The 26,708-nt window shown below is 64.4% G+C and carries 25 protein-coding genes and 2 pseudogenes; 16 read left to right on the top strand and 11 right to left on the bottom strand.

The features are described from left to right. Positions 1 to 30 precede the first annotated feature (30 nt). Positions 31 to 768 carry a molybdopterin-binding protein gene (locus tag XH96_RS15175; RefSeq protein ID WP_131871220.1) on the bottom strand — a complete coding sequence of 246 codons (738 nt, stop codon included), beginning with the start codon at positions 766 to 768 and terminating at the stop codon, positions 31 to 33. A 224-nt stretch (positions 769 to 992) separates the two neighbouring features. Between XH96_RS15175 and XH96_RS15170 the strand changes: the two genes are divergently transcribed. From XH96_RS15170 to XH96_RS15140, 7 genes are all read left to right on the top strand, one after another. After that, positions 993 to 2,411, top strand: a complete 1,419-nt coding sequence (locus XH96_RS15170) for a circularly permuted type 2 ATP-grasp protein (protein ID WP_194393194.1) — start codon at positions 993 to 995, stop codon at positions 2,409 to 2,411. 4 nt (positions 2,412 to 2,415) lie between these two features. Beyond that, a complete protein-coding gene (locus tag XH96_RS15165; RefSeq protein ID WP_027575996.1) occupies positions 2,416 to 3,360 on the top strand; it encodes an alpha-E domain-containing protein in 945 nt (314 codons plus the stop codon). Between the two features lie 111 nt (positions 3,361 to 3,471). Beyond that, a complete protein-coding gene (locus tag XH96_RS15160) occupies positions 3,472 to 4,320 on the top strand; it encodes a transglutaminase family protein (RefSeq protein WP_194393193.1) in 849 nt (282 codons plus the stop codon). Positions 4,321 to 4,387: 67 nt separating this feature from the next. After that, positions 4,388 to 4,795 (top strand): carboxymuconolactone decarboxylase family protein, encoded by a 408-nt coding sequence (locus XH96_RS15155; protein ID WP_194393192.1) that lies wholly within the window; start codon positions 4,388 to 4,390, stop codon positions 4,793 to 4,795. A gap of 136 nt (positions 4,796 to 4,931) precedes the next feature. Next, a complete protein-coding gene (locus tag XH96_RS15150; RefSeq protein WP_035678903.1) occupies positions 4,932 to 5,690 on the top strand; it encodes a proteasome-type protease in 759 nt (252 codons plus the stop codon). 26 nt (positions 5,691 to 5,716) lie between these two features. Continuing rightward, positions 5,717 to 6,475, top strand: coding sequence for an SDR family oxidoreductase (locus tag XH96_RS15145; RefSeq protein ID WP_194393191.1), 759 nt, complete (start codon positions 5,717 to 5,719; stop codon positions 6,473 to 6,475). A gap of 281 nt (positions 6,476 to 6,756) precedes the next feature. Then, a complete protein-coding gene (locus tag XH96_RS15140) occupies positions 6,757 to 8,007 on the top strand; it encodes a NupC/NupG family nucleoside CNT transporter (RefSeq protein ID WP_194393190.1) in 1,251 nt (416 codons plus the stop codon). A 117-nt stretch (positions 8,008 to 8,124) separates the two neighbouring features. Here the strand turns inward: XH96_RS15140 and XH96_RS15135 are convergent, their stop codons facing one another. Then, positions 8,125 to 8,652: a cupin domain-containing protein gene (locus XH96_RS15135; RefSeq protein ID WP_194393189.1), complete on the bottom strand. Its 528-nt coding sequence runs from the start codon at positions 8,650 to 8,652 to the stop codon at positions 8,125 to 8,127. A gap of 220 nt (positions 8,653 to 8,872) precedes the next feature. Between XH96_RS15135 and XH96_RS15130 the strand changes: the two genes are divergently transcribed. Continuing rightward, entirely contained in the window at positions 8,873 to 11,005 is a 2,133-nt protein-coding gene (locus XH96_RS15130; protein WP_194393188.1) for a tetratricopeptide repeat protein, read from the top strand. A gap of 119 nt (positions 11,006 to 11,124) precedes the next feature. Here the strand turns inward: XH96_RS15130 and XH96_RS15125 are convergent, their stop codons facing one another. Next, entirely contained in the window at positions 11,125 to 11,412 is a 288-nt protein-coding gene (locus XH96_RS15125) for an usg protein (protein ID WP_028177340.1), read from the bottom strand. Between the two features lie 376 nt (positions 11,413 to 11,788). Here XH96_RS15125 and XH96_RS15120 point away from each other — a divergent pair, with 376 nt between their 5' ends. The 3 genes and pseudogenes from XH96_RS15120 to XH96_RS15110 all read left to right on the top strand — a co-directional run bounded on the left by XH96_RS15120 (position 11,789) and on the right by XH96_RS15110 (position 14,223). Then, on the top strand, positions 11,789 to 12,103 hold the full coding sequence (locus XH96_RS15120) for a co-chaperone GroES (protein ID WP_028137285.1): 315 nt from the start codon (positions 11,789 to 11,791) through the stop codon (positions 12,101 to 12,103). A gap of 45 nt (positions 12,104 to 12,148) precedes the next feature. Continuing rightward, on the top strand, positions 12,149 to 13,789 hold the full coding sequence (gene groL, locus XH96_RS15115) for a chaperonin GroEL (protein ID WP_035696468.1): 1,641 nt from the start codon (positions 12,149 to 12,151) through the stop codon (positions 13,787 to 13,789). 149 nt (positions 13,790 to 13,938) lie between these two features. Next, positions 13,939 to 14,223, top strand: a pseudogene (locus XH96_RS15110) (GIY-YIG nuclease family protein). A 66-nt stretch (positions 14,224 to 14,289) separates the two neighbouring features. On the opposite strand, the pseudogene lepB reads toward XH96_RS15110, so the two are convergent. Next, positions 14,290 to 15,038: pseudogene (gene lepB / locus XH96_RS15105) on the bottom strand (signal peptidase I). 137 nt (positions 15,039 to 15,175) lie between these two features. Further along, the gene (locus XH96_RS15100; protein WP_194393187.1) at positions 15,176 to 16,015 is read right to left on the bottom strand and encodes a LysR family transcriptional regulator; all 840 of its coding nucleotides are present in this window, start codon (positions 16,013 to 16,015) and stop codon (positions 15,176 to 15,178) included. A 129-nt stretch (positions 16,016 to 16,144) separates the two neighbouring features. On the opposite strand from XH96_RS15100, the gene XH96_RS15095 reads away from it, so the two are divergent. Continuing rightward, positions 16,145 to 16,738: a cysteine hydrolase family protein gene (locus XH96_RS15095; RefSeq protein ID WP_194393186.1), complete on the top strand. Its 594-nt coding sequence runs from the start codon at positions 16,145 to 16,147 to the stop codon at positions 16,736 to 16,738. A gap of 263 nt (positions 16,739 to 17,001) precedes the next feature. Here XH96_RS15095 and XH96_RS15090 read toward each other — a convergent pair whose 3' ends face one another. After that, positions 17,002 to 17,223 carry a hypothetical protein gene (locus XH96_RS15090; protein WP_194393185.1) on the bottom strand — a complete coding sequence of 74 codons (222 nt, stop codon included), beginning with the start codon at positions 17,221 to 17,223 and terminating at the stop codon, positions 17,002 to 17,004. Positions 17,224 to 17,588: 365 nt separating this feature from the next. On the opposite strand from XH96_RS15090, the gene XH96_RS15085 reads away from it, so the two are divergent. Then, on the top strand, positions 17,589 to 17,744 hold the full coding sequence (locus XH96_RS15085) for a hypothetical protein (protein WP_194393184.1): 156 nt from the start codon (positions 17,589 to 17,591) through the stop codon (positions 17,742 to 17,744). A gap of 30 nt (positions 17,745 to 17,774) precedes the next feature. Here the strand turns inward: XH96_RS15085 and XH96_RS15080 are convergent, their stop codons facing one another. Next, positions 17,775 to 18,863, bottom strand: coding sequence for a DUF2778 domain-containing protein (locus XH96_RS15080; RefSeq protein ID WP_194393183.1), 1,089 nt, complete (start codon positions 18,861 to 18,863; stop codon positions 17,775 to 17,777). Between the two features lie 619 nt (positions 18,864 to 19,482). On the opposite strand from XH96_RS15080, the gene XH96_RS15075 reads away from it, so the two are divergent. Together XH96_RS15075 and XH96_RS15070 are read left to right on the top strand one after the other, a co-directional pair. After that, entirely contained in the window at positions 19,483 to 20,007 is a 525-nt protein-coding gene (locus XH96_RS15075) for a FecR domain-containing protein (protein WP_194393182.1), read from the top strand. 66 nt (positions 20,008 to 20,073) lie between these two features. Further along, complete coding sequence (locus tag XH96_RS15070; protein WP_194393181.1) at positions 20,074 to 21,963, top strand: CHASE2 domain-containing protein; 1,890 nt, start codon at positions 20,074 to 20,076, stop codon at positions 21,961 to 21,963. Between the two features lie 191 nt (positions 21,964 to 22,154). Here XH96_RS15070 and XH96_RS15065 read toward each other — a convergent pair whose 3' ends face one another. The 4 genes from XH96_RS15065 to XH96_RS15055 all read right to left on the bottom strand — a co-directional run bounded on the left by XH96_RS15065 (position 22,155) and on the right by XH96_RS15055 (position 25,771). Then, positions 22,155 to 23,657 carry a glycosyltransferase family 39 protein gene (locus XH96_RS15065; protein ID WP_194393180.1) on the bottom strand — a complete coding sequence of 501 codons (1,503 nt, stop codon included), beginning with the start codon at positions 23,655 to 23,657 and terminating at the stop codon, positions 22,155 to 22,157. Between the two features lie 6 nt (positions 23,658 to 23,663). Further along, on the bottom strand, positions 23,664 to 24,797 hold the full coding sequence (locus tag XH96_RS15060; RefSeq protein ID WP_194393179.1) for a glycosyltransferase family 2 protein: 1,134 nt from the start codon (positions 24,795 to 24,797) through the stop codon (positions 23,664 to 23,666). A 240-nt stretch (positions 24,798 to 25,037) separates the two neighbouring features. Further along, a complete protein-coding gene (locus XH96_RS39130; RefSeq protein WP_246790087.1) occupies positions 25,038 to 25,241 on the bottom strand; it encodes a hypothetical protein in 204 nt (67 codons plus the stop codon). Positions 25,242 to 25,393: 152 nt separating this feature from the next. Next, complete coding sequence (locus tag XH96_RS15055) at positions 25,394 to 25,771, bottom strand: hypothetical protein (RefSeq protein ID WP_194393178.1); 378 nt, start codon at positions 25,769 to 25,771, stop codon at positions 25,394 to 25,396. Between the two features lie 114 nt (positions 25,772 to 25,885). On the opposite strand from XH96_RS15055, the gene XH96_RS15050 reads away from it, so the two are divergent. Then, complete coding sequence (locus XH96_RS15050; protein ID WP_194393177.1) at positions 25,886 to 26,707, top strand: DUF72 domain-containing protein; 822 nt, start codon at positions 25,886 to 25,888, stop codon at positions 26,705 to 26,707. The last annotated feature ends 1 nt before the right edge of the window (position 26,708 follow it).

The raw sequence follows: 26,708 nt of genomic DNA, 5'->3' as shown, positions 1-26,708 counted from the left end.
GTCGTCTCCATTCGTCTCGAGCGTCTTCTGCTAGCGGGTGATATTCAGTCCCGCCAGCATTTCCTTCACCGCCGCCATCGCCGCGGCGAGCTTCTCCGGATCGCGCGAGCGCACCACCAGATTGGTGTTCGGCTTCTGCTCCTCGTCCATGAAGGGATAGCTGCCGATGATGGTGTCGGGATGGGCGGCGGCGATCGCCCGCAGCGGGCTGCCGATGTCGCCCTCGCGCGCATTGGCGCGGACCGATTCGGAGAGCATGCGCACGCCCGATTTCAGCTTGGGCGAGACGATATCCATCATCGCCTGCATGATCGACGGCACGCCGGCCATGACGATGACGTTGCCGATCTTGAAGCCGGGAGCGAGGATGGTCGCGCTCTGGATCAGCTCGGCACCGTCGGGGATGCGGGCCATGCGCAGGCGGGCCTCGTTGAGGTCCTGCTCGCTCCAGCGCTCGCGGAAGCGGGCGACGACCTCCGGATGGTGGTCGATACCGACGCCGAACGCCTTGGCGACGGCATCGGCGGTGATGTCGTCATGCGTCGGTCCGATGCCACCCGTGGTGAAGACGTAGCTGTAGCGATGCCGCAGCGCATCCAGGGCGGCGATGATGTCGGCCTCGTCGTCGGAAACGATCCGGACCTCCTTCAGGTCGATGCCGATATTGGTCAGGTATTCGGCGATGAAGCCGATATTCTTGTCCTTGGTCCGGCCGGACAGGATTTCGTCCCCAATGACCAGAATGCCCGCCGTGACGATGTCGCTCATGCCTTAAGTCCCTCACCTGTGACGCCGACTTTGCCGAGGTAACGCGTTGAAGTCACGTGGTTTTGCTTCTGAAATAAGCAGTCCTCAGCCATTTTTTCAGGCAGGCCGCCGGCCGTCCCCGGCAAATGCCCCTCCTCCATGCTTATCGCGCTGGCCCGGCCCTTGCTACCTCCTAGGGAAGTCATGCACTCTCACGGCATGGCCAGGGAGAACAGTCGGATTCTATGGCAGTCGCGTTTGACGAAATGAATATTGCCGGCGGAGACCTTCGCCCCGCCTATCGGGAGCTGGCGCGCTGGCTCAAGGAAACGCCCCCGGAAGCCCTCGAATATCGGCGCCAGGAGGCCGAGCTCCTGTTCCGCCGGATCGGCATCACCTTCGCGGTCTACGGCGATTCCGAGTCCACCGAGCGCCTGATCCCCTTCGACGTGATCCCGCGGATCATGTCCGGCAAGGAATGGGCGCTGCTGGAGAAGGGCCTGAAGCAGCGCGTGCGCGCGCTCAACATGTTCCTGCGCGACATCTATCACGGCCGCGACATCCTCCGCGCCGAGATCGTGCCCGGCGATCTGATCTTCCAGAACCCGGTATTCCGCCCCGAGATGAACGGCCAGCAGGTGCCGCACGACGTCTACGTGCACATCGCCGGCATCGACATCGTCCGGGTCGACGCCGAGGACTTCATCGTGCTGGAGGACAACGCCCGCACGCCGTCGGGCGTATCCTACATGCTGGAAAACCGCGAGATCATGATGCGGCTGTTTCCGGATCTGTTCGCCCGCCACAAGGTCGCGCCGGTCGAGCGCTACCCGGACGAGCTGCTCGCAGCCCTGCGCTCGGTCGCGCCGCTGAGCGCCTCCAGCGAGCCGACCGTCGCCCTGCTCACGCCCGGCGTCTACAACTCGGCCTATTACGAGCACTCGTTCCTCGCAGACAAGCTCGGCATCGAGCTGGTCGAAGGCCGTGACCTCATCGTCAAGAACAACGAAGTGTTCATGCGGACGACGGAAGGGCTGAAGCGGGTCGACGTGATCTATCGCCGTGTCGACGACGATTTCCTCGATCCCCTCACCTTCCGTCCCGACTCCGTGCTCGGCGTGCCCGGCCTGATGTCGGCCTACGCCGCCGGCAACATCACGCTCGCCAACGCCGTCGGCACCGGCATCGCCGACGACAAGGCGATCTACTCCTACATGCCCGACATCGTGAAGTTCTATCTCGGCGAGGAGCCGATCCTGAAGAACGTGCCGACCTGGCGCTGCCGCGAGCCGAAGGACCTCGCCTATGTGCTGGACAATCTGAGCGAGCTGGTCGTCAAGGAAGTGCACGGCTCCGGCGGCTACGGCATGCTGATCGGCCCCGCTGCGACCAAGGCGACGATCGAAGCTTTCCGCGACAAGCTCAAGCGCGAGCCGGAAGGTTTCATCGCGCAGCCGACGCTGGCGCTCTCGACCTGCCCGACCTGCACCGCATCCGGCCTCGCCCCGCGCCATGTCGACTTGCGCCCCTTCGTGCTCACGGGCAGCAAGAGCACCACCATCGTGCCGGGCGGACTCACCCGGGTCGCGCTCAAGGAAGGCTCCCTGGTGGTGAATTCAAGCCAGGGCGGCGGCACCAAAGACACCTGGATCCTGGACGAGTAGAGAGATGCTGTCGCGTACCGCCGAAAACCTCTACTGGCTCGCCCGCTACGTCGAACGGGCCGAATATCTCGCGCGCACCATCGACGCGACGCTGCGCGTCACCGCGCTTCCCGCCGCCTATATCGGCAAGACCAATGAATGGGATTCGGCGCTGCTCACCGCCGGGGTCGCCGCCAGCTTCTACCAGGCCTACGAGGAGGCCAACGAGCACAACGTCGTCGAGTATCTCTCGTTCTCGCCGAACAATCCGTCCTCGATCAGAAACTGCATCGAGGCGGCGCGGCTGAACTCGCGCTCGGTGCGCACCGCGCTCACCAGCGAGATGTGGGACACCATCAACTCGGCCTGGATCGAGCTTCAGGCGGTGTGGAGCAAGGGCACCTCGACGCGCGAGGACCTCGCGAAGTTCCTGCGCTTCGTGCAGGAGACCTCGCTGCGCTTCGACGGCTCGGCCTACCGGACCATGCTGCGCAACGACGCGTACTGGTTCTCGCGCATGGGCGTGCATCTGGAGCGCGCCGACAACACCGCGCGCATTCTCGACGTGAAGTACCACGTGCTGTTGCCCGAGGAGGAGCATGTCGGCGGCCCGCTCGACTTCTATCAATGGAGCTCGATCCTGCGTTCGGTCTCGGCGCTGACGGCCTATCACTGGGTCTATCGCGAGACGCTGAAGCCGTGGCTGATCGCGGATCTGCTCATCCTCAACGACACCCTGCCGCGCTCGCTCGCCAGCTGCTACGGCAATCTCGTCCGCAACCTCGACCAGATCGGCGTCGCCTATGGCCGCCAGGGCCCGGCCCAGCGCCACGCCCGCGGCATCCGCAACCGGCTGGAACACAGCAATATGAACGACATTTTCCAGCATGGCGTGCATGAATTCATTCAGGAATTCATCACGGACAATTCCAGGCTGGGCGAAATCATCACGAAGCAGTATTTGATCTGATACACGCCGTCATTCCGGGATGGTCCGAAGGACCAGACCCGGAATCTCGAGATTCCGGGTTCGATGCTGGCGCATCGCCCCGGAATGACGACGCAAGAACAACGGTCCACCATGCGCCTGCGAATCCTGCACACCACGACCTATCGCTACGAGCCGCCGGCCACCAGCGTGATCCAGATCCTGCGCATGACGCCTGGCAGTCATGACGGGCAATACGTCGCGGAATGGCAGATCGACGTCTCCACCGACACCAAGCTCGACATGCATGAGGACGCGTTCGGCAACGTCACCCACGTGCTGTCCTGCGGACCTGTCGGCGACATCCGGATCACGGCAGAAGGGTTGATCGAGACCCACGATACCGGCGGCGTGCTGCGCGGCACGGACGAGCGTTTCCCGGCCGGGATGTTCCTGCGTTCCACCGACCTCACCTCCGTCAATCCGGCGATGACGGCGGTCGCGCGCCAGTTGCGCAGCGAGGCCGAGAGCGACACGCTCGGCTTTCTGCACACCTTGATGACGCAGATTGCCGATCACATGACGTTCGACGAAGACCCCACCAACAGTGGCACGTCCGCGGTGGAGGCGTTCGCGCTCAAGCGCGGGGTCTGCCAGGATTACGCGCACATCTTCATCGCCTGCGCCCGGGCCGGCGGCGTGCCGGCGCGGTTCGTCTCCGGGCACTTTCTGCGATCGGACGACACGGCGCATCAGGAGGCCGGCCATGCCTGGGCGGAGGCCTACGTGCCGGATCTCGGCTGGGTCGGCTTCGATCCCGCCAACAGCATCTGCGCCACCGACGCCCATGTCCGCGTTGCGATCGGGCTCGACTATCTCGGCGCGGCACCGGTGCGCGGCACGCGCTATGGCGGCGGCACGGAAACGCTGGCGGTGGCCGTGAAGGTCGAGCAGACCAGCCGCGGCGGGCAGTCGCAATCGCAGTCACAGCGGCAGAGCTAGGTGCTGGCGGACGAGCGCATACGCCGTGCTACAATCGCGGGATCGGATCAGCCCAGCGAGGTAGCCCATGGCGACTGTAAAACTGCTTTCGGATGACGAACTCTCCGCCGACGCGCGCGCCGTTTTCGACGACATCCGAAAGGTGCGGAAATCGGATTTCGTCAACAATTTCTGGCGGGCGCTGGCGCACGATCCGAAGACGCTGCGGCGGACCTGGGAGAGCATCAAGGACGTGATGGCTCCGGGTGCGCTCGACCCCAAGACCAAGGAAATGCTCTACGTCGCGGTTTCGATCGCCCATGGCTGCAGCTACTGCATCCATTCGCACACGGCCGCGGCACGGGCCAAGGGGATGACCGAGGCCGAATATGGCGAACTGCTCGCCATCGTCGGCATGGCTGCGGAGACGAACCGGCTGGTCACGGCGCTTGGCGTGCCCGTCGACGAGGCGTTTCTGGTCGATGCCGCGGATTGAGCGACAAGTTAGCTGTCATTCCGGGGCGCGCACAGCGCGAGCCCGGAATGACAGCCTTCCCCCCGCGGGAATCGGGGGTTTCATGGCTCCCTGAAATTGGCTAGTAATTCCGCGCAAACGCGTTCGGGGACTGGAAATGACCTATTGTTGCGGAATCCTGGTTCGGGACGGTCTGGTGATGATCGCCGACACCCGCACCAATGCCGGCCTCGACAACGTCTCGACCTTCCGCAAGCTGCACATCTTCTCCAAGCCCGGCGAGCGCATCATGGCAATCGCCAGCGCCGGCAACCTCGCCATCAGCCAGTCGGTGCTCTCCACCCTGACCGAAGGCCTGGAAGACCCCAACACGGGCGAAATCGAGACGCTGATGAACGCGCCGACCATGTTCCAGGCCGCCCAGCGCATCGGCCGGGCGATCCGGGCGGTGCATGCGACCGAAGGACCGGCGCTGAAATCCGAGGACGTGTCCTTCGACGTCTCCTTCCTGTTCGGCGGCCAGATCAAGGGCGCGCGCATGCGTCTGTTCATGGTCTACACCGCCGGCAATTTCATCGAGTGCACCACCGACACGCCCTACCTGCAGATCGGCGAGCACAAATACGGCAAGCCGGTGCTCGACCGCGCCATGCATTACGACGTCGAGCTCTACGAGGCGCTGAAGACCGGCCTGATCTCGATGGACTCGACCATGCGCTCGAATCTCGGCGTCGGCCTGCCGATCGACGTGCTGGTCGTGCGCACGGACGCCTGCGAAGCCGATCTCAACCACCGGATCGAAGCGGGCGAGCCTTATTTCCACGATTTGCGCTCGCGCTGGTCGGCGGCGTTGCGCGCTGCGCACCAGAACATTCCGCGCCCGCCCTACAAGAACGAAAAAGAACCCAAAACCTGACAGCAGAAGAGAAAAGGCAGGAAACGATGAGTGAAGCGAAAAAGATCGCGTTGGTGACCGGCGCCGGCACCGGTGTCGGGCGCGCAGCGTCGCTGGCGCTGATGAACACCGGCTTCACCGTGGTGCTCGCAGGGCGCCGGCTCGACATGCTCGAGGAGACGGCGAAGCTCGGCCCCGCCGGAAAGAGCCTCTGCGTCACCGCCGACATGACCAAGCCGGACTCCATCGCCGCACTGTTCGACAAGGTGAAGACGAGCTATGGCCGCCTCGACGTGCTCTTCAACAATGCCGGCATGGGCGCACCGGCGGTGAACTTCGAGGACCTCAGCCTCGAGCAGTGGCAGGCGGTGGTGAACACCAACCTCACCGGCCCGTTCCTGTGCACCCAGCACGCCTTCCGCATCATGAAGGACCAGAGCCCGCGCGGCGGCCGCATCATCAACAACGGCTCGATCTCGGCGCATGCGCCGCGGCCGTTCTCGGCCGCCTATACCTCGACCAAGCACGCCATCACCGGCCTGACCAAGGCCAGCAATCTCGACGGGCGCATGTACGACATCGCGGTCGGCCAGGTCGACATCGGCAATGCCGCGACCCCGATGACCGACCGCATGGTCAACGGCCCCGGCGTCCTGCAGCCCGACGGCACCACCAAGCACGAGCCGCGCATGGACGCCAAGGCGGTCGGCGACGCCGTCGCCTACATGGCCAACCTGCCGCTCGATGCCAACGTGCTGACGATGACGGTGATGGCGACCAAGATGCCGTTCGTCGGACGGGGCTAACAAAACGCGAAAACACCCCCATGCCACAGTAGGGATCTCATTGATTCCTCTATGCTCGGTCTCCTGCCCCGGACGCAGCGCGGCATGCAATGACGCGCTGCTGAGCCGGGGCCCATGCCTTCACGATCTCGCGCCTGGTCGTCTGGGTCCCCGGCCCTGCGCCGCAACGCTGATGCGTTGCGGCTTGTCCGGGACACGAGGCCATCTCGGGCTTCCGCGCCCCAACGGCATTGCCTTTGCAGTGTACACCCGGCCATAATCATCGAGGGCTTCGGGACATCATGCTGCGCTTGCAATCGGCATTCGGCATTTTCGCATTGCTGCTGATCGCCTTCGCGCTGGCGGAGAATCGCCGCGCGGTCTCGCTGCGCCAGGCGGCGGTCGGCCTCGCCGCGACCTTCGTCACCGCCCTCGTGCTGCTGAAGCTGCCGGTCGTCGCGCATGCGTTCGGCACCATCAACGACGCGGTCGGCGCGATCTCGGCGGCCTCCCGCGCCGGCTCCGCCTTCGTGTTCGGCTATATCGGCGGCGGCACCCTGCCATTCGATTTGAAGGTGCCCGGCGCCGATTTCATCCTGGCGTTCCAGGCGCTGCCGATCGTGCTGGTGATGAGCGTGCTGACGACGCTGCTGTTCTATTGGCGCGTGCTGCCACCGATCGTCCGCGGCATGGCCTGGCTGCTGGAGCGCACGCTCGGCGTCGGCGGCGCGGTCGGGCTGTCGACCGCCGCCAATGTCTTCCTCGGCATGGTCGAGGCACCGCTGTTCGTGCGGCCGTATCTGGCACAGATGACCCGCAGCGAGCTGTTCCTGGTGATGACCGGCGGCATGGCCGGCATCGCCGGCACGGTGCTGGTGCTCTATGCGACGCTGCTTGCTCCCCTCATTCCCGACGCCGCCGCGCATTTCGTCATCGCTTCCGTGCTCGGCGCGCCGGCCGCGATCCTGGTCAGCCTGATCATGGTGCCCGAGACCTCCGACAAGCGCACCGGCGGCGCGCTGGAGGATCCGGAGATGAATGTGTCCGGCACGATGGACGCAATCGTGAAGGGCACCACTGCCGGCCTCGAACTGTTGCTCAACATCGTCGCCATGCTGCTGGTGCTGGTGGCGCTGGTCTATCTTGTCAACGCCACGCTCGGCCTGCTCCCGCACATCGGCGGCGCCGCGATCTCGCTGCAGCGCCTGCTCGGCCTGGTCATGGCGCCGGTGTGCTGGCTGATGGGATTGCCGTGGGATCAGGCGATCATCGCCGGCAGCCTGATGGGTACCAAGACCGTGCTCAACGAATTGATCGCCTATGTCGACTTCTCGAAGCTGCCGCCCGACGCGCTCGACCCGCGCTCGCGCCTGATCATGCTCTATGCCATGTGCGGCTTCGCCAATTTCGCCAGCCTCGGCATCATGATCGGCGGCCTGGGCGTGATGGCGCCCGAGCGGCGCGAGGAGATCAACGCGCTCGGGCTGAAGTCGATCGTGTCGGGCACGCTGACCACGTGCTTGATGGGCGCGATGGTGGGGGTGTTGGCTTGACAAACTGCCGTCATGGCCAGGCTTGTCCCTGCCATCCACGTTCTTAGCTGCGGCCGAGACGTGGATGCCCGGGACAAGCCCGGGCATGACGACAGAGAGAGCGGCGGTAGGCGTTGCCTACGCCTTCAGCTCCACCGTCTTGAACTCCGCCGGCAGGATCACCTCCAGCAGTTCCACATCATCGGAATAATCCAGAATCATGTGCCTGATCTTTGGCGGCTGGGTCCAGGCGCTGCCTTGCTTCATAAGGGTCTCGCCCTGCCCGTCCATATAGGTCTTCACCCATCCCTTGAGCACGTAGACCATCTGGAATTCGACGTCGTGATAATGGAGCTTGGACACCTCGGCCGGATTGCAGGGGCCCTGCAGGCGGATCACATGCGCCTGCGCGAGGCCATGGGTCGCGTCGGCAATGCCGAGATCGCGGTACTTGGCATAGGCGCGCAGGCCGTCGGCCTTGAAGTCTTCCTCGCGGTGATGGCTGACGGCGATACGCTGCTTCGGCCGCACGGGCTTCTTCGGAGCGACGGTGCGCGCCTTCGCCTTGACCGCCGCGCGAGCCGGGGATCGCGCCGCTGCCTTCACGCCGCTCCGCTTCTTCACCGCAGTCTTCGTTGCGGGTCTCGATGCCTTTTGCTTGGCCATTGTCTGCCTCCCTGATCCGAGCCGCGCCCGCCCGACGGGGCCAACCCGTAGGGCAGATTACCCAGTCTTGGGCGAAGCAGCAATTGCGGGGCCTGGGGCAATGAGCTCGACGAACCCAACCGGCCGTAGCTTGTCCCAGGCTGTCGTGGCGAGCGGGCATCGTCTCGTATTCATTCTCTCGCTGAATTAATCTCGCCGGGAGATCTGAGGGAATTGATTCATGGGCAGCAGCGTCGGTCAGCGTGCATTTCAGAATGCCCGGCTCCAGAAACGGCAGAAGGCCGAAGTGCTGCCATTGCTTCAGCGCGCACTCGAGTTGCACAAGAAAGGACTCCTGTCCGAGGCACGTGTGACCTATCGACAACTGCTGCAGATCGCGCCCAATCAATTCATCGCGCTGCATATGCTCGGCATTCTGGAGTCCGATGCCAAGAACTATCAGCAGGCTGAGATTCTACTGAGCCGGGCGGTTGCCGTGGATCCGCGATCTGCCGAAGCTCACATGGGCCTGGGCGTCGCGCTCAACGGGCTGAAACGCCACGATGAGGCCCGAGCAAGCTATCGAAGGGCACTCGCCCTAAAGCCCAACTACGCCCTGGCCCTGTCGAATCTCGGCAACGCCAACGCGGCGCTTGATCTGCACCTCGAAGCGCTCGAGAGCTACGATCGGGCGCTCGCATTGGACGGAAACCTTGCCGAAGCCTACAACGGCCGGAGCTCTGCGCTCTGCCGTCTGCGCAACTATGACGAAGCTCTTGCAAGCCTGAACCGCGCGCTATCGATCAAGCCCGACTATGCCGCTGCACTGGCGAACCGCGCCGTCGCATTGCGGGAGCTTCAGCGGTTTGACGAGGCCATGGCGGATTGCAATCGGGCAATCGCCCTGGCACCCGACGACGTGAACGGATGGCTCTGGCGCGCCAATGTCCTGCTCCAGACGCAGCGAATTGCCGAGGCATTGTCCGATTGCGAGAGGGCTCTCGCGATCGCTCCCGATTCCGACCAAGCCCACCTTGTGTTGGGCCTTTGTTTCGCCGGGCTGGGCCGGGTCGACGAAGCCCTCGCCAGCTTCGACCGAGCTCTCGACATCCGGCCTGACCTCCAGAGCGCGATCTCCAGCAAGATATTCACGCTCGATTTCGCGCCGGACGCCAGCGTCGAACAGCATCAGCAAGCGCGGCAAGTGTGGTGGGAGCGGATCGGCGCGAAGATCGCTGCAGAGGTGGCGGCGGCGCCCCATGACAACAGCCGCGATCCGGATCGGCGTCTGGTGCTTGGCTATGTCTCGTCGGATTTCAACGCGCATTCGGCCGCGTTCATCTTCAAGCCCGTGCTGCAACACCATGACCGCGCGCAGGTCGAGATCGTGTGCTACTCCTGCTCGTCGAAAGCGGATGCGACGACGAGCGAATTCCAGGAGATCGCCGACCGCTGGCGCGACGCCTCGCAATGGACCGACGATCGCCTCGCCGCTCAGATTCGCGCCGATCGCGTCGATATCCTGATCGACCTGTCCGGCCACACCAGAGGAAACCGCCTCGGCGTGTTTGCGCGCAAGCCGGCACCGATCCAGGTGCACGGCTGGGGCCACGGCACCGGCACCGGGCTGCCGACGATCGATTATCTGTTCTCGGATCCGGTCGCGATTCCTGCCGCGGTTCGGAATTTGTTTGCGGAGACCGTTGTCGACCTGCCATGCTTCGTGACGCTGGCGCCGCTGCCGGCCGGGATTGCGCGGGCGCAGGCGCCTGCTCTCTCGAACGGCTTCGTCACGTTCGGTGTCTTCAACCGCATCAGCAAGATTTCGGACGAGGCTGCGGAAGTCTGGTCCAGGATTCTCGATCGGGTCCCTGGCTCGCGACTGCTGATCAAGGATGTTGCTCTGGACGATCAGCTGGTTCGCGACAAGCTGCTGGCGCGATTTGCGGCTTGTCGATTGCCGGCCGCACGCGTCGATCTGCTCGGAGCCACTTTGCGGAGCGAACATCTGGCATCGTTCAATCGTATCGATATCGCCCTCGACCCGTTCCCCCAGAACGGCGGCGTCAGCACGTTGGAAGCCCTGCAGATGGGGGTGCCCGTGGTGGCGAAGCTCGGGAACAGTCTGCCCAGCCGTGCCGCCGGCGCCATCCTCACCGCGCTTGGCTTGCCGGACTGGGTCGCAGACAGCGATGAGGCATATGTCGAGATCGCAGTCGGCCGCGCGGCGCGGATCGGGGATCTCGACCGATTGCGCCGCGAACTGCCCGCACAGATCAACGCCGCGGCCGCCGGCAACCCCGTCTCATATGCGCGAGCCGTGGACGACGCCTATCGCGCGATGTGGAAACGCTACTGCAGCGGCGGCGTCTGATGGCGTGATTTCTTAGGGTGGGCAAAGCGCAGCGTGCCCACCATTTGCCGGATATCGCGGAGTGATGGTGGGCACGGCGCGCGAAGTGCGCGCCTTTGCCCACCCCACGAGACCGGTGTTCAATGCAGCCGGAACACACCATCCACGGCGCGCAGCTCGGCCGGCTTGATCAGCTTGGAATGCGCCACCGTGACCGAATGGAGGGGGCCGTCGAGCTTTTCCTGCCAGAACGCCAGGAAATCCTTCAGCGCCGGAAATTTCGGAAACATGTCGTAGTTCTGCCAGACATAGGTCTGGAGCAGCGAAGGATGATCCGGCATCCGATAGAGAATTTGCGCCGTCGTCAGTCCGTAGCCCAGCATCTGTTTCCGGAAATCCTCGGAAACGCCCCCACTCCGCAGTCCCATGCCAAACCTCCTTTGCAGGAGCGCATTCGGGGGGTGGCTTGATCGGTGCCCCGGGAGCCACCCGGAAACGACGCGCTCACATGAGAGAAATGTGACGCAAACTGACAACCCATCTCAAGCCCAAAAGTTTAACAAGCTGTTGAAATTCAATGCGTTAGCAGCAGATACAGCTCCGTGCTAATACGGGCCCGGCGTCGGTTAACGATGGCAAAGAGATTCTGGCAGTCCGCGCTTTCGGGTGCTAATTTTTCTGCTAGAAGGCCTTGCCCCCGCAAAATTCCTGGCTTATCTCAGCCTCGCCTGTGCTAGCACTCGCGGGCAACGACTGCTAACAATCTCAAAATCCTCAACACGTGCAATTGCTTAGGAGGACTGCATGAAATTCCGTCCGCTTCACGACCGCGTCGTGGTCAAGCGCATCGACGCAGAAGAGAAGACCGCTGGCGGCATCATCATTCCCGACACTGCCAAGGAAAAGCCCTCCCAGGGCGAAATCGTCGCTGTTGGCCCGGGTGGCCGCGACGAGTCCGGCAAGCTGATCCCGATCGACCTGAAGGTTGGCGACCGCGTGCTGTTCGGCAAGTGGTCCGGCACCGAGGTCAAGATCGACGGCCAGGACCTGCTGATCATGAAGGAGAGCGACGTGATGGGCGTTCTCGAGGTCAGCGAGTCCAAGAAGAAGGCGGCCTAAGAGCCCCCTTCTCCCTCCAGTCAAATCATTCCAAGGAAAATCCAGATGGCAGCCAAAGAAGTCAAATTCTCGGTCGATGCGCGCGACAAGATGCTGCGCGGCGTCGACATTCTCGCCAACGCGGTGAAGGTCACGCTCGGCCCGAAGGGCCGCAACGTCGTGCTCGACAAGTCGTTCGGCGCTCCCCGCATCACCAAGGACGGCGTCACCGTCGCCAAGGAGATCGAGCTCGAGGACAAGTTCGAGAACATGGGCGCCCAGATGGTGCGCGAAGTCGCCTCCAAGTCCGCTGATGCGGCCGGCGACGGCACCACCACCGCCACCGTGCTGGCCCAGGCGATCGTGCGCGAAGGCGCCAAGTCGGTCGCCGCCGGCATGAACCCGATGGACCTCAAGCGCGGCATCGACCTCGCGGTCGAGGCGGTCGTTGCGGACCTCCAGAAGAACTCCAAGAAGGTCACCTCGAACGACGAGATCGCCCAGGTCGGCACCATCTCGGCCAACGGCGACCAGGAGATCGGCAAGTTCCTCTCCGACGCCATGAAGAAGGTCGGCAACGAGGGCGTCATCACCGTCGAGGAAGCCAAGTCGCTCGAGACCGAGCTCGACGTGGTCGAGGGCATGCAGTTCGACCGCGGCTACATCTCGCCCTACTTCGTCACCAACGCCGACAAGATGCGCGTTGAGATGGACGACGCTTACATCCTCATCAACGAGAAGAAGCTCTCCTCGCTCAACGAGCTGCTGCCGCTGCTCGAGGCCGTGGTGCAGACCGGCAAGCCGCTGGTCATCGTCGCCGAGGACGTCGAAGGCGAAGCCCTCGCGACCCTGGTCGTGAACCGCCTGCGTGGCGGCCTGAAGGTCGCGGCCGTCAAGGCTCCGGGCTTCGGCGATCGCCGCAAGGCCATGCTGCAGGATATCGCGATCCTGACCGGCGGCCAGGCGATCTCGGAAGATCTCGGCATCAAGCTCGAGAACGTCACGCTCAACATGCTCGGTCGCGCCAAGAAGGTGATGATCGACAAGGAGAACACCACGATCGTCAACGGCGCCGGCAAGAAGGCCGACATCGAGGCGCGCGTGGCCCAGATCAAGGCGCAGATCGAGGAGACCACCTCGGACTACGACCGCGAGAAGCTCCAAGAGCGTCTCGCCAAGCTCGCAGGCGGCGTCGCGGTGATCCGCGTCGGCGGCGCGACCGAGGTCGAGGTGAAGGAGCGCAAGGATCGCGTTGATGACGCGATGCATGCGACCCGCGCGGCTGTCGAGGAAGGCATCGTCCCGGGCGGCGGCGTCGCCCTGCTCCGTGCCTCCGAGCAGCTCAAGGGCCTGCGCACCAAGAACGACGACCAGAAGACCGGCGTCGAGATCGTGCGCAAGGCGCTGTCGGCGCCCGCCCGCCAGATCGCGATCAACGCCGGTGAAGACGGCTCGGTGATCGTCGGCAAGATCCTGGAGAACAAGGCCTACAATTACGGCTTCGACTCCCAGACCGGCGAATATGCCGACCTCGTCAAGAAGGGCATCATCGACCCGACCAAGGTGGTCCGCACCGCGATCCAGAACGCAGCCTCGGTGGCCGCGCTCCTGATCACCACGGAAGCCATGGTCGCCGAGCTGCCCAAGAAGGGCGGCGCCGGCCCCGCAATGCCCCCGGGCGGCGGCATGGGCGGCATGGACTTCTGATCCAGCCTCTCAGGCACAGTCGAGACATGCGAAACCCCGGCAGCGATGCCGGGGTTTTTGTTTTTCGATCATGCACGTCAAAGCGGTAGAGGTGGTCGTTCCGGGGCGCGGCGAAGTCGCGAGCCCGGAATCCATTTCACTGCGTGCTCATGGCCTATTACGTCTATCTTCTCGCCAGCAAGAAATACGGCACGCTCTACATCGGCGTGACGAATGACATCGTGCGCCGCATCTATGAACATAAGAGCAAAGCCGTCGCCGGTTTCAGCCAACGGTACTCTGTCGACAGGCTCGTTTGGTTCGAGATTTACGACGATCCCCTCACCGCCATCGCACGCGAGAAGGAATTGAAGAAGTGAAGGGAATGGAAGGTCCGGCTCATTGAGGAGAAGAATCCTCAATGGATCGACCTGTATCCGCAAATTGCCGTCTAAGATTGTAGATCAATGGATTCCGGGCTCGCGCCTAAGAAGGCGCGCCCCGGAATGACAGAGGAAGCCTCACTCCACTTTCCCCAACCGCTCGAAGCGCGGCTCGCCGTCTTCGTCGAGCGACCAGATGATTCGCGCGACCTTGCCGACGAGATTATCCATCGGCACGAAACCGAACGTCGACATCATCCGGCTGTCGGTTGAGTTGTCGCGGTTGTCGCCGAGCACGAAGAGGTGGCTGGGCGGCACCGTGAAGACGCTGGTGTTGTCGAGGAAGCCATTGTCGAGGCAGTCGTAGGTCACATAGCTCGCGCCGTTCGGCAGCGTCTCTCGCGCCAGCGCTTGACCTTCGCCTCGTCATCGCCCCCGCAGGCGGTGCCGGCTTGTGCCTCCTTCAGCGCGACGCGCGTCACCGGACGGTCGTTGAGGATGAGCCGGCCCTGCCGCATCTGGATGCGGTCGCCGGGCAGTCCGACCACGCGCTTGACGTAATCGGCCGCACTGTCCTTCGCCGTCCGGAACACGACGATATCGCCATAGTTAGGCTCGGCGGCGAGGAAGCGGCCCGAGATCCAGGACGAAGCAAAGGGGAAGGAATAGCGGCCGTAGCCATAGGCATATTTCGCGGCGAAGACGTAGTCGCCGACCATCAGCGTCGGCGCCATCGAATTCGAGGGGATGTTGAACGGCTGATACAGGAAGTAGCGAAACAGGAACGGCGGCGACCACAGCACCGGGATCAGCAGGATCAGGATGAGAATCGCCTTCCATTCCCGCGATCGTGCCGAGGGACGGATCGTTTGCTCAAGAGTGGTCATGCAGCGGCCCTGTTCAAAGACGTCGACGTCGCGAGATTACGCAACCTGCGCGCGCGGGCAATCCCCGGCGAACTTGCGAATTTGGTCGCACGTCCCGCGACCCGCGTTCAATGCGAGGCCATGAACGTCGTCAGCGGTCAGCCGTGGGACAAATCCCTGAAGCAGTGACGTACCCACTCGATCGTCACGCGCGTCGCCGGATCGCGCTTGAGGTGGTTCTGCACCAGAAGCCAGACGTCGCGGCGTTTCGGCAGCAGCGTGGCGCGCAGGCTGCGGTCGGCGAGCAGCGGCCCGCAGCTGTGCTCGGGCAGCACGCCGATAGCCTGATGCGACTGGATCATGGTGCGGATGATGCGGACATTGTCGGTGACGCAGCGCGCGTTCGTCAGACGCTTGGCGCGGAGGAACTGCTGCTCGGGAATCGCCTCGAGCTCGTCGGGATAGATGCACGCGACCGGCTCGGCACCGCTGCGGTCCGCGGGCTCGAAGAAATACAGCCTGACCTCGCCGAGCTTGGAGATGGTGAAGTCGCCCTTTTCCGGTTTGCGCAGGCGGATCGCGAGATCGGCCTGCCAGCGCGAGAACTTGACGTTGCCGCTGGAGGTGAGGAATTGCAGCGTCAGCCCCGGGTGATCGCGCAGGAAGCTGGCCGCATGCGGCGCCAACAGCTCTTCGGCGACCGCATTGGTCGAGGCGATGCGCAGCCGTCCGACCGGGCCGGATTGAGTGTCCTTGATGCGGTCGATCGCCGCCGCATGGGCGGCCATCGCGCCGACATGTTCGAGCACCGCCTCGCAGTGGCGCGTCGGCCGCCGCATGCCGTCCACGGCGTCGAATAGCGGCACGCCGAGATCGCGCTGGATGCGCGCGAGCCTGCGGCCGACGGTGGTCTCGTCGATGCGCAGCCGTGCGCTGGCGCCGGCATAGGTGCCCTCGTCCCTCACCGCGGCGATGATGCGCAGGTCGTCCCAGTTCATTCCGCGAGCCTAGCAGGCGATGGCATATCCTGCAAATTTGCAGCCATATTCCGCAATATTCCTGCACAATGGCAGGCCACGGCTGCGCTAGGGTGACGCCATCCGACATCCTGAGAAAGGCTGACCGCCATGACCGCTCCAAAAACCCTGCTCGAACTCGCCGGCGCCGATCTCAATCCGCCGAAGCTCAACGAGGCCTGCCTCGTGCTGATCGACATCCAGAACGAATATTGCGCCGGTCCGCTGGCCCTGCCCGATGCGCAAGCGGCGATCGCCGCGGCTGCACGCCTGCTCGCGCGCGCACGGGAGAGCGGAGCTGCGATCTTCCATGTCGCGCACAAGGGCCGCGCCGGCGGACTGTTCGACCGCGAGGCCGCGCGCGGCGCGATCGTCGAGCGCCTGGTGCCGCTCGCGGGCGAGCCCGTGATCGAGAAGGCGCTGCCGAATGCCTTTGCCGGCACCGACCTGCAGGCCAGGTTGGCGGCGACCGGACTCAAGAACATCGTGCTGGCCGGCTTCATGACCCACATGTGCGTCAGTTCGACCGCCCGCGCCGCGCTTGACCTCGGCCTGCGCACGACGATCGCGGCCGACGCCTGCGCCACCCGCGATCTGCCCGACGGCCGCGGCGGCACGCTGGACGCGCGGACGGTCCATCAGGTCGCGCTGGCCGAACTCTCGGATCGCTTCGCGATCATCGCGCAAGTCGAAGCACTGACTTGATGGAGCGTGCGATGCTGCAGCTTTATTCTTCCCGCTGGCCTGCTCGCTCTCGAGCCGCATCGCGCTGAGCAGGTTGCGCAGCAGCCAGGTGGCTCCTGCAATCAAGAGGAAATTCGAAGAAACAATGCGGCGAAATCCGACAGAGGCAATGAACAAGGTTGGAAAACGCAGTTGTTGCTTCGGTTCATCACAACTTCAGGCAAGTCGGATTGCAAGGCCAAGTTGAATCTAGCCGACTCGCATCAAGGCCGGTGAAATTGCGGTCATGGCGGTTTTAGCTGTTCGAGCAGTGCATTTCGCTCTTCGCGCAGCTTGCGAAGCATGAGCTCGTTGTCGGCTTGAAGCTCCTGCCACTCTATACGATCTTCCGCGGTCCAAAGGTAGGACTCGCGATTAAACCGCGCCTTCTCGGCCAGATCGAAAGCTTCGTAGGTTTCAATCTGTCTCTCGATTCGCTTGATCTCCTCTTGGATGGTTTCGGGCATCGATCAAGCCTAGGCGTGTGGGCCAGCGCACGTCAATCTTATCGATCGAGCGCAGTGCAAAACTCCGATGCATCGCGCCAAAGTTGTAAGCTTGCTCGGGATCGCGCTGACACCTGCCGCTCCTGAAACTACGCTCGCAATCGGTACTCCTCCGCATTTCCAGAAGCACGTCCCTTGTGCGCTGATCACTCGTCAGCGCCGCTTGCCGTCGTGCCGCCGCTTTGAGCCGGCGAAGTTGCGCGGGATGTCATGCCGCCTGATATCAACGTTCCACGACGGGCGCATTTAACTAGGTAAGGGAACCGCAGATCCAAGGGGAGAACTCGCATGGACCGACGATCGCTTGCGGCGAATGAAGGCGATCGATGGCAAAGCAACTGGTCGGGCCGGTCTTTGGCGGCTCCTGGCCGGCCGCTCGATGCGCGGCAGGTTCAATTCGCATCCGCTACAATTGCGGCTGGGACGGCAACCTCATGCCGCGCCAGCTCAAGACCGGAATCATGCGCGGCGTCCGCGCCTGATGACGGCGACCGCGCGCCGATCGCGCTGCCTCACTCCACCCGCGCCAGCACCGCGAGCTTGCGGATGCCCTTGTTGCGGTAGGCGTCGAGGAACGCGTAATAGTCCTTGAACGACACGCAGCCGTTGGAGTCGCCGTTCGGCCCGAGCATGAAGGTGTGCGCGAGCAGGCCGTCACGGCCGTGGATCGCGCTCTCGCCGCCGATCGGCGTCAGGCGCAGCGCCGGCACGCCGTGGAACAGCGCCTCGCGCGGCTTCAGCGTGTAGATGTGCGGCGGCGTCACGCCGCGCATGCGGATTTTCGAGGAGCGCGGATCGTCGAGATTGGAGCCGAGGCCCGAATGCGCCTCGAGCCTGGTGCCGTCGGGCAGATACACCGTCTTCGCGGTGATGTCGTAGACCGCAGTGTCGCGCTCATAGGGCGGCGCGCCGCCCAACATCGGGTTCTGCTCCTTCGGCGCGATGGACGCGGTCACGCTGGCATCGGCCGAGGCGTAGGCGAGCAGCCCGCCGGACGGCTCGCGCTTGCCCCAGAGCTTTTCCACCATCGACTGGCGCGGCCCGGTGATCGACATCACCGCGGCCTTGGCGCGGTCGGCGAACGATTTCGGCTGCGCCTCGGGCGCCGGCACGATCTGGGCCGGATCGGCCGAGGCCAGCTGCATCTGGGCATCCGGCGCGCGCCTGGTCTTGTCAGCAGTCTTGTCAGCAGTCTTGGCCGCCGGCTTCAGCGCGTCGGCGACCCTCGCGACCACGCTCTGCTTCGGGGCGTCCTTCGAAGTCTCCTTGGCCAGCGCAACCTGGGTCGGGGGCGCTGCGCTCGCTGCATTCGACGGCACGCCTTGCGTCGCGGCCGCGGCAAAGCGCTCGTTGAACATCTCGCGCGAGATCGGAGCTGCGACCTGGAGCCGGTCGGGCAGCAGCGCGAAGGTTTCCCTGATGGCCTCCCCGGCCTCGCGCAGCACGACCTTGGGCGCGCGCCTGACCACCGGTTCGTCATAACCGATGCTGCCGACGGTGGGGTAGACGCTCGCGCCGAGAATGTTGCTGTAGATGATCCAGCCGGCGCCCATCAGGACGCAGCCGATCGCCGCGGTGCCCAGCCAATTGGCCGTGGTCATTTTCCGGGAAGGCTTCCGAAGAGAATTCTTGCCAGGATTTTTGGACTTCCGTGCCGCGATACTTTGCGCAGCGATACTCGTACTCATTCGCCTTGCGTCCAGGACGGTGTCACTCGGTCCCCCTTCAAAGTGCCGCTGGTCACGATCCGGGAACAGCATCTCGCAGAGGGTCGGAGCGTCATTAAGGCGACTTTTAGTTAAATGCAGATTAAGTTCGGGCGGATATGGGGCAACTCGTTAATGCTGTCCCGTTTTGAGAAAAATCCCGCAGAATTACGGACTTAGACGCATCTGTTAACCATGTTTCTCGACCGGCTCACGTCGGTTCTTCGACGCTTGCGGCCCGCACCCACGAGACATTCAACAACGTCATTTTCGTGGTCGCCAACTGGCCCCGACCGTAGCGCGGAAGCGTTGCGCGAGGCTGGCGGGCTCCGCGTCCGGGCCCTGCGCCCTCACGCGGCACGGCGCTGTGACCGAAAGTTGATCACGTCGGTTCTGGTAATCGCCGCCGCGAGAAAGTAGCTCCTATCTCGGCACTTTTCAGCAGCCTCTGCGCGTCATACGGTACCGTATCGATTTGCCCTGAACTGTGCCGTGCACGCAAACGGAGGCTGGCATGAGAGGGATTGCGCGCGCAGGGCTTTTCGCCCTGGCGGGGTCGTTTCTGTTGATTGGATCTGCGACTGCGCAGCCTGGTGCCAATTTGGGCTGCACGGCATCGCCGTCTGCTGCCGGGACGCAGACCTGGCGCTGCGACAACGGCATCACCATCGTTGCGGAAAATGGCGCCAGATTTGAACTTAAGGACGCCAACCGCGACGGACATATAGACTCCGTGGAGTTGAGCAGCAAAGCCCTGCTGGTCGAGGTGCCCCGGAAGCCGCGGGGCAATCCGTTCAAGGTGCTGACGCCGCAAGCGATCGCCGCGGTGCGCGGCACGAAATGGGCGGTCGATGTCGCCGACGCCAAGACCTCCGTGTTCGTCGCCGACGGCCGGGTCGGCGTGACCCGAAGGGCTCGTGGACGCGGCGTCGTGCTTGGACCCGGCGAAGGCGTCGATGTCGAGGCAACCGGCCCGTTGACCGTCAAGACCTGGGGCCAGCCGCGCGTCGACGCGCTCATGGCAAGACTCGGGCAATAAGACCGGGTCAACAACGCTCGCCCACGAAATTTGAATTTGGACAATAGAAGATTGCAAAACGAGCGCATGCGCAACCGACGCGTTCAGATCCTGGTGGCACTCGTCCTCACCGCGCTGTGGGGCGCGGGCATCTTTGCCGCGCACGCCAACGGTCGTCTGCGTTTTCTCGACCGCCTCGAAGCCACGCTGACGGATTGGCGGACGCAAGCCCGCGGCGTGCGGCGTCCACCCGACCTCGTCACCATCGTCGCGATCGACGACACCGTGGTGAAGCGCGGCGGCAGCTATCCGCTGCCACGCGCCGATCTCGCCCGTGTCGTCGACACCATCGTGCAGTTCAAGCCGAAGGTCATCGGGATTGATCTCCTGCTCGTCGACCGCAGCGCTGCGATCGGCGATGCCACGCTCGCCAGCACGCTCGCCACCGGTCCCATGGTGCTCGCCGCCGCGGCGATCTTCCCCTCCGCCAGCGAGACCGTGGATCCGAACAGCGAAGGTCCCCTCGCCACTCTGCCGCAGGCCGAGCGCTTCCTGCAGCCGTTGCCCGCCTTCGCTGAACACGCCGAGGTCGGCGTCGTCAACGTCGCGACGGGACAATCGGGCTCACCGCTATCGGTACCGATGCTGTTCCGGACGCGCGACAAGGTCGAGCTGTCGTTCCCCTTGCGCGTCGCGGCCCGCGCGCTCGACCAGCCGCTGACGGTCGCGCCGGACCATCTCATGCTGGGCGATCGCGCGGTGCCGACCGACGGCGATCTGGCATTGCCGATCACCTATTACGGCCCGCGGCGCACGATCCGTACCGTCAGCGCCCAGAGCATTTTCGACGGCACGCTCGATCGCGCGGCGATCGAGAACCGGATCGTCGTGATCGGCGCCTCGGTCGCCGGCGGTGGCGACTTCTATCCGACGCCCTTCGATTCCCTGATGCCCGGGGTCGAGGTGGTCTCGACCGCGATCACGCATCTCGTCGCCGGCGACGCCATGGTGCGCGACCGCAGGGTCCGCATTGCCGACGCGCTCACTGCGATCCTGCTGCCGATGCTGCTGGTCGGGCTGCTCGCCTGGCGGCGCAGCGCGCTGGGCATCATGACGGCGGCCGCGGTGATGATCGCCTGGGCCGGCGTCAACCTGTTCGCATTCACGCACGGTGTCTGGCTGAACGCCGCAACCACGCTCGCCGCGGCAATGCCGCCGGTTGCGGTCTTTGCCGGCGTGCAGCTGTGGGCCGGAGGCCGCCGCACGCAATATTTTGCCGCCAAGAGCCGGTCGCTTGCGCAATTCCAGGCTCCCGCGCTGCAGGAGTGGCTGGCGCGAGATCCGAACTTCCTGTCGAAGCCCGTCCGGCAGGACGCAGCCGTGGTCTTCGTCGATCTCTCCGGCTTCACCGGACTGAGCGAGCGAATTGATCCGAACGAACTCAGGACTCTCCTGAAGGCGTTTCATGCACTGATCGACAAGGCCGCGATCGACTATGACGGCATGATCACCGGCTTTCTCGGCGACGGCGCCATGATCCTGTTCGGGCTACCGCGCGCGATGCCCAACGACGCGGCGCGCGCGCTGAAATGCGCGATCGATCTGCATCGCGGCCTCGAACGCTGGATCGCCTCGCTGCCGCCGGCGATCGCAGGTCAGCTCGGTTTCAAGATCGGCGCGCATTGCGGCCCGATCGTCGCATCCCGGCTCGGCGAAAGCCATCAGCACATCACGGCGACAGGCGATACCGTCAATGTCGCAAGCCGCCTGATGGAGATTGCCGCCCAGAACGATGCGCAGCTCGCGCTGAGCGATACGCTGCTCGACACTGCCGATTTCAGCGGCGCTCCCGACGGCATCCTGTCCGGGCCCCTGCTCGCCCAGGTCCGCGGCCGCTCCGGCATCGTGACGGTCTGGTTCTGGCGCGACCGGGATGGGCCCAAGGAGGCCGCGACCAAGGCCGAGGTGATCGACTGAATAGCCATTGCCATCGGCCCAACACTCCGCCGTCGTCCCGCCCGACGCGGGGACCCATACCGCGTGATCTATCGATGAGCGCAGGTTGCCGTTCCGAACTGAAAAACCACCCACGAACAGCCTTCGCTAAACTTCTCCCTGGGGTATGGGTCCCGGCGTTCGCCGGGACGACGATGGGGGGACAGTAGGGCTTACCGCGCTTCCGGCGGCGGCGAGCGATCCAGCACCTCGCCCTTGGCACCCTCCAGCAGGTCGATGCCATAGGTCTCGACCACGAGCGGCCCGCGCTTGCGCTGCAATTGGGCAATCTGCGTCACCTGCGCAAAGAGAGCATCGAGGGCGGGATGGCCTCCTGCGCGCAGCTCGTCGACATAGAGCAGCTTGCCGGCGAGCAGCCTGGGATCGGGTTCGGGCATGTTGACCCAGCGGATGCGCTGGCCTTGCTGCGCGACGCAGGTGCCGCGCGGCAGATAGAACGCGAGCCAGCCCGTGGTGCCGTAGTCCTGCGCCAGCACACAGGTCGCACCACTGCGTGCGCGCACCGTTTCGATCTCGGCGGCAAGCTCGCGCCAGCCGACGCCGACGCTGCGCACCGTGGCATCGCGGCGATATCCGGACAGCCAGCCGGTATTGGCCTGCACGATCAGGGCTGCAAACATCACGATGCCTGTTGGCGCCGCCCAGCGCAGGCAGAAATCGACCAGGCACCGCTGGCGTGGCTTCCACTGCACGAGGTTGGCGGCGGCCCCCGCGGCGATGACGAAAGGCGGATAGACCGGCGCGAACCAGTTGGCCTCGACGCGGGCATGCAGCGAATGCCAGACGAAGTAGACGACGATGGTCCAGAACATCGTCTCGATCAGCACGCGCGAGGCCAGCGCGCCGGCGCGCCGCCAGGTCAGCGCGTGCAGGCCCATCGCGCCGAGGATGAAGACCAGCGGCGTCGCGAAGGCAATCTGGGTCGGGATCAGCTCGGCAATGAAGACGGGGCGGAAGTCCTCGATCCTGGCGCGGCCGAGCTGCTTTGCGAACGAGACCCATTGATGGTCCGCATTCCACAGGATCACCGGCGAGAACAGCGCCAAGGCAACGAGGCCACCGAGATAGGGCCAGGGCGAGAGAAACCAGCGCCTGAGCTTCGGCACGGCCGCGAGCCAGATCAGGATCGCCGGCCCAAAGAACATCGCGGTGTATTTCGACAGCAGCGCCGCGCCGACCGCCGCACCGACCGCGAGCCACCAGGCGCCCCGGCCGGTCTCCAGCACCTTGGCGAGGAAGAACAGCACGAAGCTGGAGGCGACCAGCAGCGGCGCATCGGGCGTGACGATCAGCGTGCCAACGGAGGCCAGCAGCGTCACGTTGAGCAGGATGGCGCTGGTCGCGGCCACGCGCGCACCGCCGAACAGGATCGCGGCAGAGCGATAGACCGCATAGCTCATCGGCAGCGCCAGCAGGATCGAGACGAGGCGGACGCCGAGCTCGGTATCGCCGGCAATCATGGTGCCGGCGCGGATCACATAGGCGACCATCGGCGGATGGTCGTAGTAACCGCCCGCCAGATTCTTCGACCACATCCAGTAATAGGCTTCGTCGAACGTGATCGGCGTGAATGCGGCCGCAACGAGCCGCAATCCGATCAGCGCGAGAATCAGCAGCGCGGTGTTGCGGACGATCCGCGCGTCGGCCCCGCCCATGGCGTGCTATTTCTTGCGCCAGACGAACAGTCCGGACATCGCGTAGTTCCACACCACGCCCATCAGCGCGCCGGCCATGCCGGCCAGCCACCAGATCGGCTCCTGGTCGTAGACCGAGAAGGCGACGCCGACATTGGCGAGCAGGCCGACGCTGCATACGATGTAGAAGGCGATGAGGCCGCGCAGCAGCGCAAAGCCCTTCAGCCGCTGGTCGCGATAGGTGAGGAAGTTGTTGAGGATGAAATTGCTGGTCATGGCGACGACGGCGCCGGCGGCCTGCGCCTCCGCGAACGGCGCGTTGAACAGCTGGAGCGCGATGAACAGCGTGGTCAAGTGCACCACGAGGCCGATGCCGCCGACCATGGCGAACAGGATGAAGCGCAGCGAGACGATGTCGTTGGTCAGCTTGGCCAGCACGAGACCCAGGAAGTCGAGTGCGACCATGGAATCGAGCTTGCTCTCGCCGTGCTGGCGGGCGCCGAAAGTGTAGGGGATCTCGACGGCGCGCAAGCTGCCGTGCGAGCTCGCGACGACGTCGAGCAGGATCTTGAAGCCGTGGACGGAGAGCTTTGGCGCGAGCTGCTCGAAACGGTCGCGGCGAATCATGAAGAAGCCGCTCATGGGATCGGCGATCTCGACCCGCAGCATCTTCCTGGCGACCTCGGTCGCAAGCGCACTGGCTCCGGCGCGCTGCTTGTTGAAGCCTTCGCTCTTGTAGCCCTCGATGTAGCGGCTGCCGACCACGAGGTCGGCCTGATCGCTGGCGAGGAGCAGCAACATCTTCGGCAGCTGCGTCTCGTCGTGCTGGAGGTCGGCATCGATCACGGCCACATAGGGAGCGCTCGAGGCGAGGATGCCCTCGATGCAGGCGCCCGAGAGGCCGCGACGGCCGATGCGGCGGACACAGCGCACGCGGCTGTCGCGCTGCGCCAGCGCGCGCACGACGTCCCAGGTGCCGTCCGGTGAGTTGTCGTCGACGAACACGACTTCCCACGCGATATTGGCGAGCGTCGCCTCCAGCCGCCGGTACAGCACCGTGACGTTGTCGCGCTCGTTGAAGGTCGGGACGATGACCGACAGTTCCGGCCCCTCTTGAGCCTGCGGCGGGATGTCGGCGCCGGGTCTGATCGCTTCGTTCATGACGGCAGCGTATATCCGCCGCGTCCTGCGCTGCCAAGCCGGGGTCTCTGGGGAACGGCCGAAAAGAGGCCCTAAAATGCCAACGACCCCGGAACGGCGGACCTGCGCGTACATCCGGCGCAGGCCTGAGCTATTCCAAGGTCGTCCCAGCGACGGAGCTCTTCGCTCAACGTCGCCGTTACAGGCTAGATGGGGACGGCAGAAGCGCTTCGCAAGGGGCAGAAAGCTCGTTTTCCTGCTCTATTGGTTGGGCACTTCCCGAATTATCGGCCCACGCGGCGCAGGAGCGGCTGGGGCCGACGGCGCTGCCGCCGGGGCCGGTTCGACTTTCGCCGGCCTGGGCGGCTTGCCGTACTGACCGATCGGCCCGAACACGACGGCAGCCGCAAGCACGACCGCTGCGACGATCGCCCCCAGAATGCCCCCCACCGACTCAGACGACATGCAAGTCCATCCCTGCTCGAGATGCGGCGAGTGATACCATGGATGAGCGCGCGGCCGGAAGAGCTGCCGAAAGGGGGCGAGTGGCGAATGGTGAGTAGCGAATGAGACGACCCGGGCTTCCGCCCTACTCGCTATTCGCCACTCGCCATTCCCTACTTCGCCGGCGGCCGGTGCTTGACGAAGGCCATCACGATGTCCTTCTGCGCCGCCTCCACCGCCCTGTTCGCGGTGGCGAGATGGGCGTCGGCATCGATGGTCGGATACTGCGTGGTGAGATAGTCGAGCAGCGCGACCCGGTAATATTGCCGCTCCGAGGGACAGGCGCCCGCAACCGAGCGGCCGAAATCCTGCTCCGACAGGCCTTGATTGGAGTCGCGCGAATATTCCCGCGCCAGGCAATGCCAGTAATCGTCGCGGCCCTGCTGGGCGAGTTTCTGTGCGCTTCTCGCGTCGTCGTCGGCCAAAGCGGGCCATGTCATGGCAGCAGATGTCATCACGACGAGCGCCGCTCCCACCGACAGCATCCGCATCTTGTTCTCCTTTTTTCGCGGGTCCGGGCGCAAGCTTAGACGGGGCGGGCCAACTGGCCAATCACAACTGGTTTGACTAGGATGGGGTCCCTCCCCGTCGATGCGAGAAATTCCGTGGCCAAAGCAAAAACCGCGTCAAAAAAATCCGGCAACATCTTCATCGGCATCGGCGGCTGGACCTTCGAGCCCTGGCGCGGCGTGTTCTATCCGGAGAAGCTGGCGCAGGCGAAGGAGCTGTCCTATGCCGCCTCGAAGCTGACCTCGATCGAAATCAACGGCACCTATTACGGCTCGCAGAAGCCGGAGAGCTTTCGCAAATGGGCGAGCGAAGTTCCCGATGGCTTCGTGTTCTCGGTGAAGGGGCCGCGCTTCGCCACCAACCGCCGCGTGCTCGCCGAGGCCGGCGATTCCATCAAGCGGTTCTATGATTCCGGCGTGCTGGAACTCGGCGACCATCTCGGGCCGGTGCTGTGGCAGTTCGCCCCGACGAAGAAATTCGACGGCGCCGATTTTGGCAAGTTCTTGGAGCTGTTGCCGCGCAAGCTCGACGGGCGCGCGCTGCGCCATGTCGTGGAAGTGCGCCATGACAGCTTCTGCACGCCGGACTTCGTCGCGCTGATCCGCGAGTTCGAGACGCCCGTCGTGTTCGCCGAGCACGGCAAATATCCTGCTATCGCCGATGTCGCCGGCGATTTCGTCTATGCAAGGCTGCAGAAAGGCAATGACGAGATCAAGACCTGCTATCCGCCGAAGCAGCTCGATGCCTGGGCCAGGCGCTTCCAGGATTGGGCTTCGGGCGGTGAACCCGACGACCTTCCGAAGGTTGACAAGGGCAAACCGAAGAAGGAGCCGCGGGACGTGTTCGCCTATGTCATCCACGAGGGCAAGGTGCGCGCGCCGGCCGGCGCCATGGAACTGATTGCGCGCGTGAGCTGAG

The organism is Bradyrhizobium sp. CCBAU 51765, assembly GCF_015291725.1.
GTDB lineage: Bacteria > Pseudomonadota > Alphaproteobacteria > Rhizobiales > Xanthobacteraceae > Bradyrhizobium > Bradyrhizobium liaoningense.
Note: the sequence above shows the minus strand (reverse complement) of the source record. Positions and strands in the feature narration are given on the sequence as shown.

Excerpts from the sequence above, each read along its gene's own strand:
- groL (WP_035696468.1), top strand. The coding sequence starts at position 12,149 with ATGGCAGCCAAAGAAGTCAAATTCTCGGTCGATGCGCGCGACAAGATG.
- XH96_RS15085 (WP_194393184.1), top strand. The coding sequence starts at position 17,589 with ATGGCAAAGCAACTGGTCGGGCCGGTCTTTGGCGGCTCCTGGCCGGCC.
- XH96_RS15060 (WP_194393179.1), bottom strand. The coding sequence starts at position 24,797 with ATGAACGAAGCGATCAGACCCGGCGCCGACATCCCGCCGCAGGCTCAA.
- XH96_RS15125 (WP_028177340.1), bottom strand. The coding sequence starts at position 11,412 with ATGGGACTGCGGAGTGGGGGCGTTTCCGAGGATTTCCGGAAACAGATG.
- XH96_RS15175 (WP_131871220.1), bottom strand. The coding sequence starts at position 768 with ATGAGCGACATCGTCACGGCGGGCATTCTGGTCATTGGGGACGAAATC.
- XH96_RS15095 (WP_194393186.1), top strand. The coding sequence starts at position 16,145 with ATGACCGCTCCAAAAACCCTGCTCGAACTCGCCGGCGCCGATCTCAAT.
- XH96_RS15140 (WP_194393190.1), top strand. The coding sequence starts at position 6,757 with ATGCTGCGCTTGCAATCGGCATTCGGCATTTTCGCATTGCTGCTGATC.
- XH96_RS15100 (WP_194393187.1), bottom strand. The coding sequence starts at position 16,015 with ATGAACTGGGACGACCTGCGCATCATCGCCGCGGTGAGGGACGAGGGC.
- XH96_RS15120 (WP_028137285.1), top strand. The coding sequence starts at position 11,789 with ATGAAATTCCGTCCGCTTCACGACCGCGTCGTGGTCAAGCGCATCGAC.
- XH96_RS15170 (WP_194393194.1), top strand. The coding sequence starts at position 993 with ATGGCAGTCGCGTTTGACGAAATGAATATTGCCGGCGGAGACCTTCGC.
- XH96_RS15160 (WP_194393193.1), top strand. The coding sequence starts at position 3,472 with ATGCGCCTGCGAATCCTGCACACCACGACCTATCGCTACGAGCCGCCG.
- XH96_RS15155 (WP_194393192.1), top strand. The coding sequence starts at position 4,388 with ATGGCGACTGTAAAACTGCTTTCGGATGACGAACTCTCCGCCGACGCG.
- XH96_RS15075 (WP_194393182.1), top strand. The coding sequence starts at position 19,483 with ATGAGAGGGATTGCGCGCGCAGGGCTTTTCGCCCTGGCGGGGTCGTTT.
- XH96_RS15090 (WP_194393185.1), bottom strand. The coding sequence starts at position 17,223 with ATGCCCGAAACCATCCAAGAGGAGATCAAGCGAATCGAGAGACAGATT.
- XH96_RS15055 (WP_194393178.1), bottom strand. The coding sequence starts at position 25,771 with ATGCGGATGCTGTCGGTGGGAGCGGCGCTCGTCGTGATGACATCTGCT.
- XH96_RS15130 (WP_194393188.1), top strand. The coding sequence starts at position 8,873 with ATGGGCAGCAGCGTCGGTCAGCGTGCATTTCAGAATGCCCGGCTCCAG.
- XH96_RS15165 (WP_027575996.1), top strand. The coding sequence starts at position 2,416 with ATGCTGTCGCGTACCGCCGAAAACCTCTACTGGCTCGCCCGCTACGTC.
- XH96_RS15070 (WP_194393181.1), top strand. The coding sequence starts at position 20,074 with ATGCGCAACCGACGCGTTCAGATCCTGGTGGCACTCGTCCTCACCGCG.
- XH96_RS15080 (WP_194393183.1), bottom strand. The coding sequence starts at position 18,863 with ATGACCACGGCCAATTGGCTGGGCACCGCGGCGATCGGCTGCGTCCTG.
- XH96_RS39130 (WP_246790087.1), bottom strand. The coding sequence starts at position 25,241 with ATGTCGTCTGAGTCGGTGGGGGGCATTCTGGGGGCGATCGTCGCAGCG.
- XH96_RS15065 (WP_194393180.1), bottom strand. The coding sequence starts at position 23,657 with ATGGGCGGGGCCGACGCGCGGATCGTCCGCAACACCGCGCTGCTGATT.
- XH96_RS15145 (WP_194393191.1), top strand. The coding sequence starts at position 5,717 with ATGAGTGAAGCGAAAAAGATCGCGTTGGTGACCGGCGCCGGCACCGGT.
- XH96_RS15150 (WP_035678903.1), top strand. The coding sequence starts at position 4,932 with ATGACCTATTGTTGCGGAATCCTGGTTCGGGACGGTCTGGTGATGATC.
- XH96_RS15135 (WP_194393189.1), bottom strand. The coding sequence starts at position 8,652 with ATGGCCAAGCAAAAGGCATCGAGACCCGCAACGAAGACTGCGGTGAAG.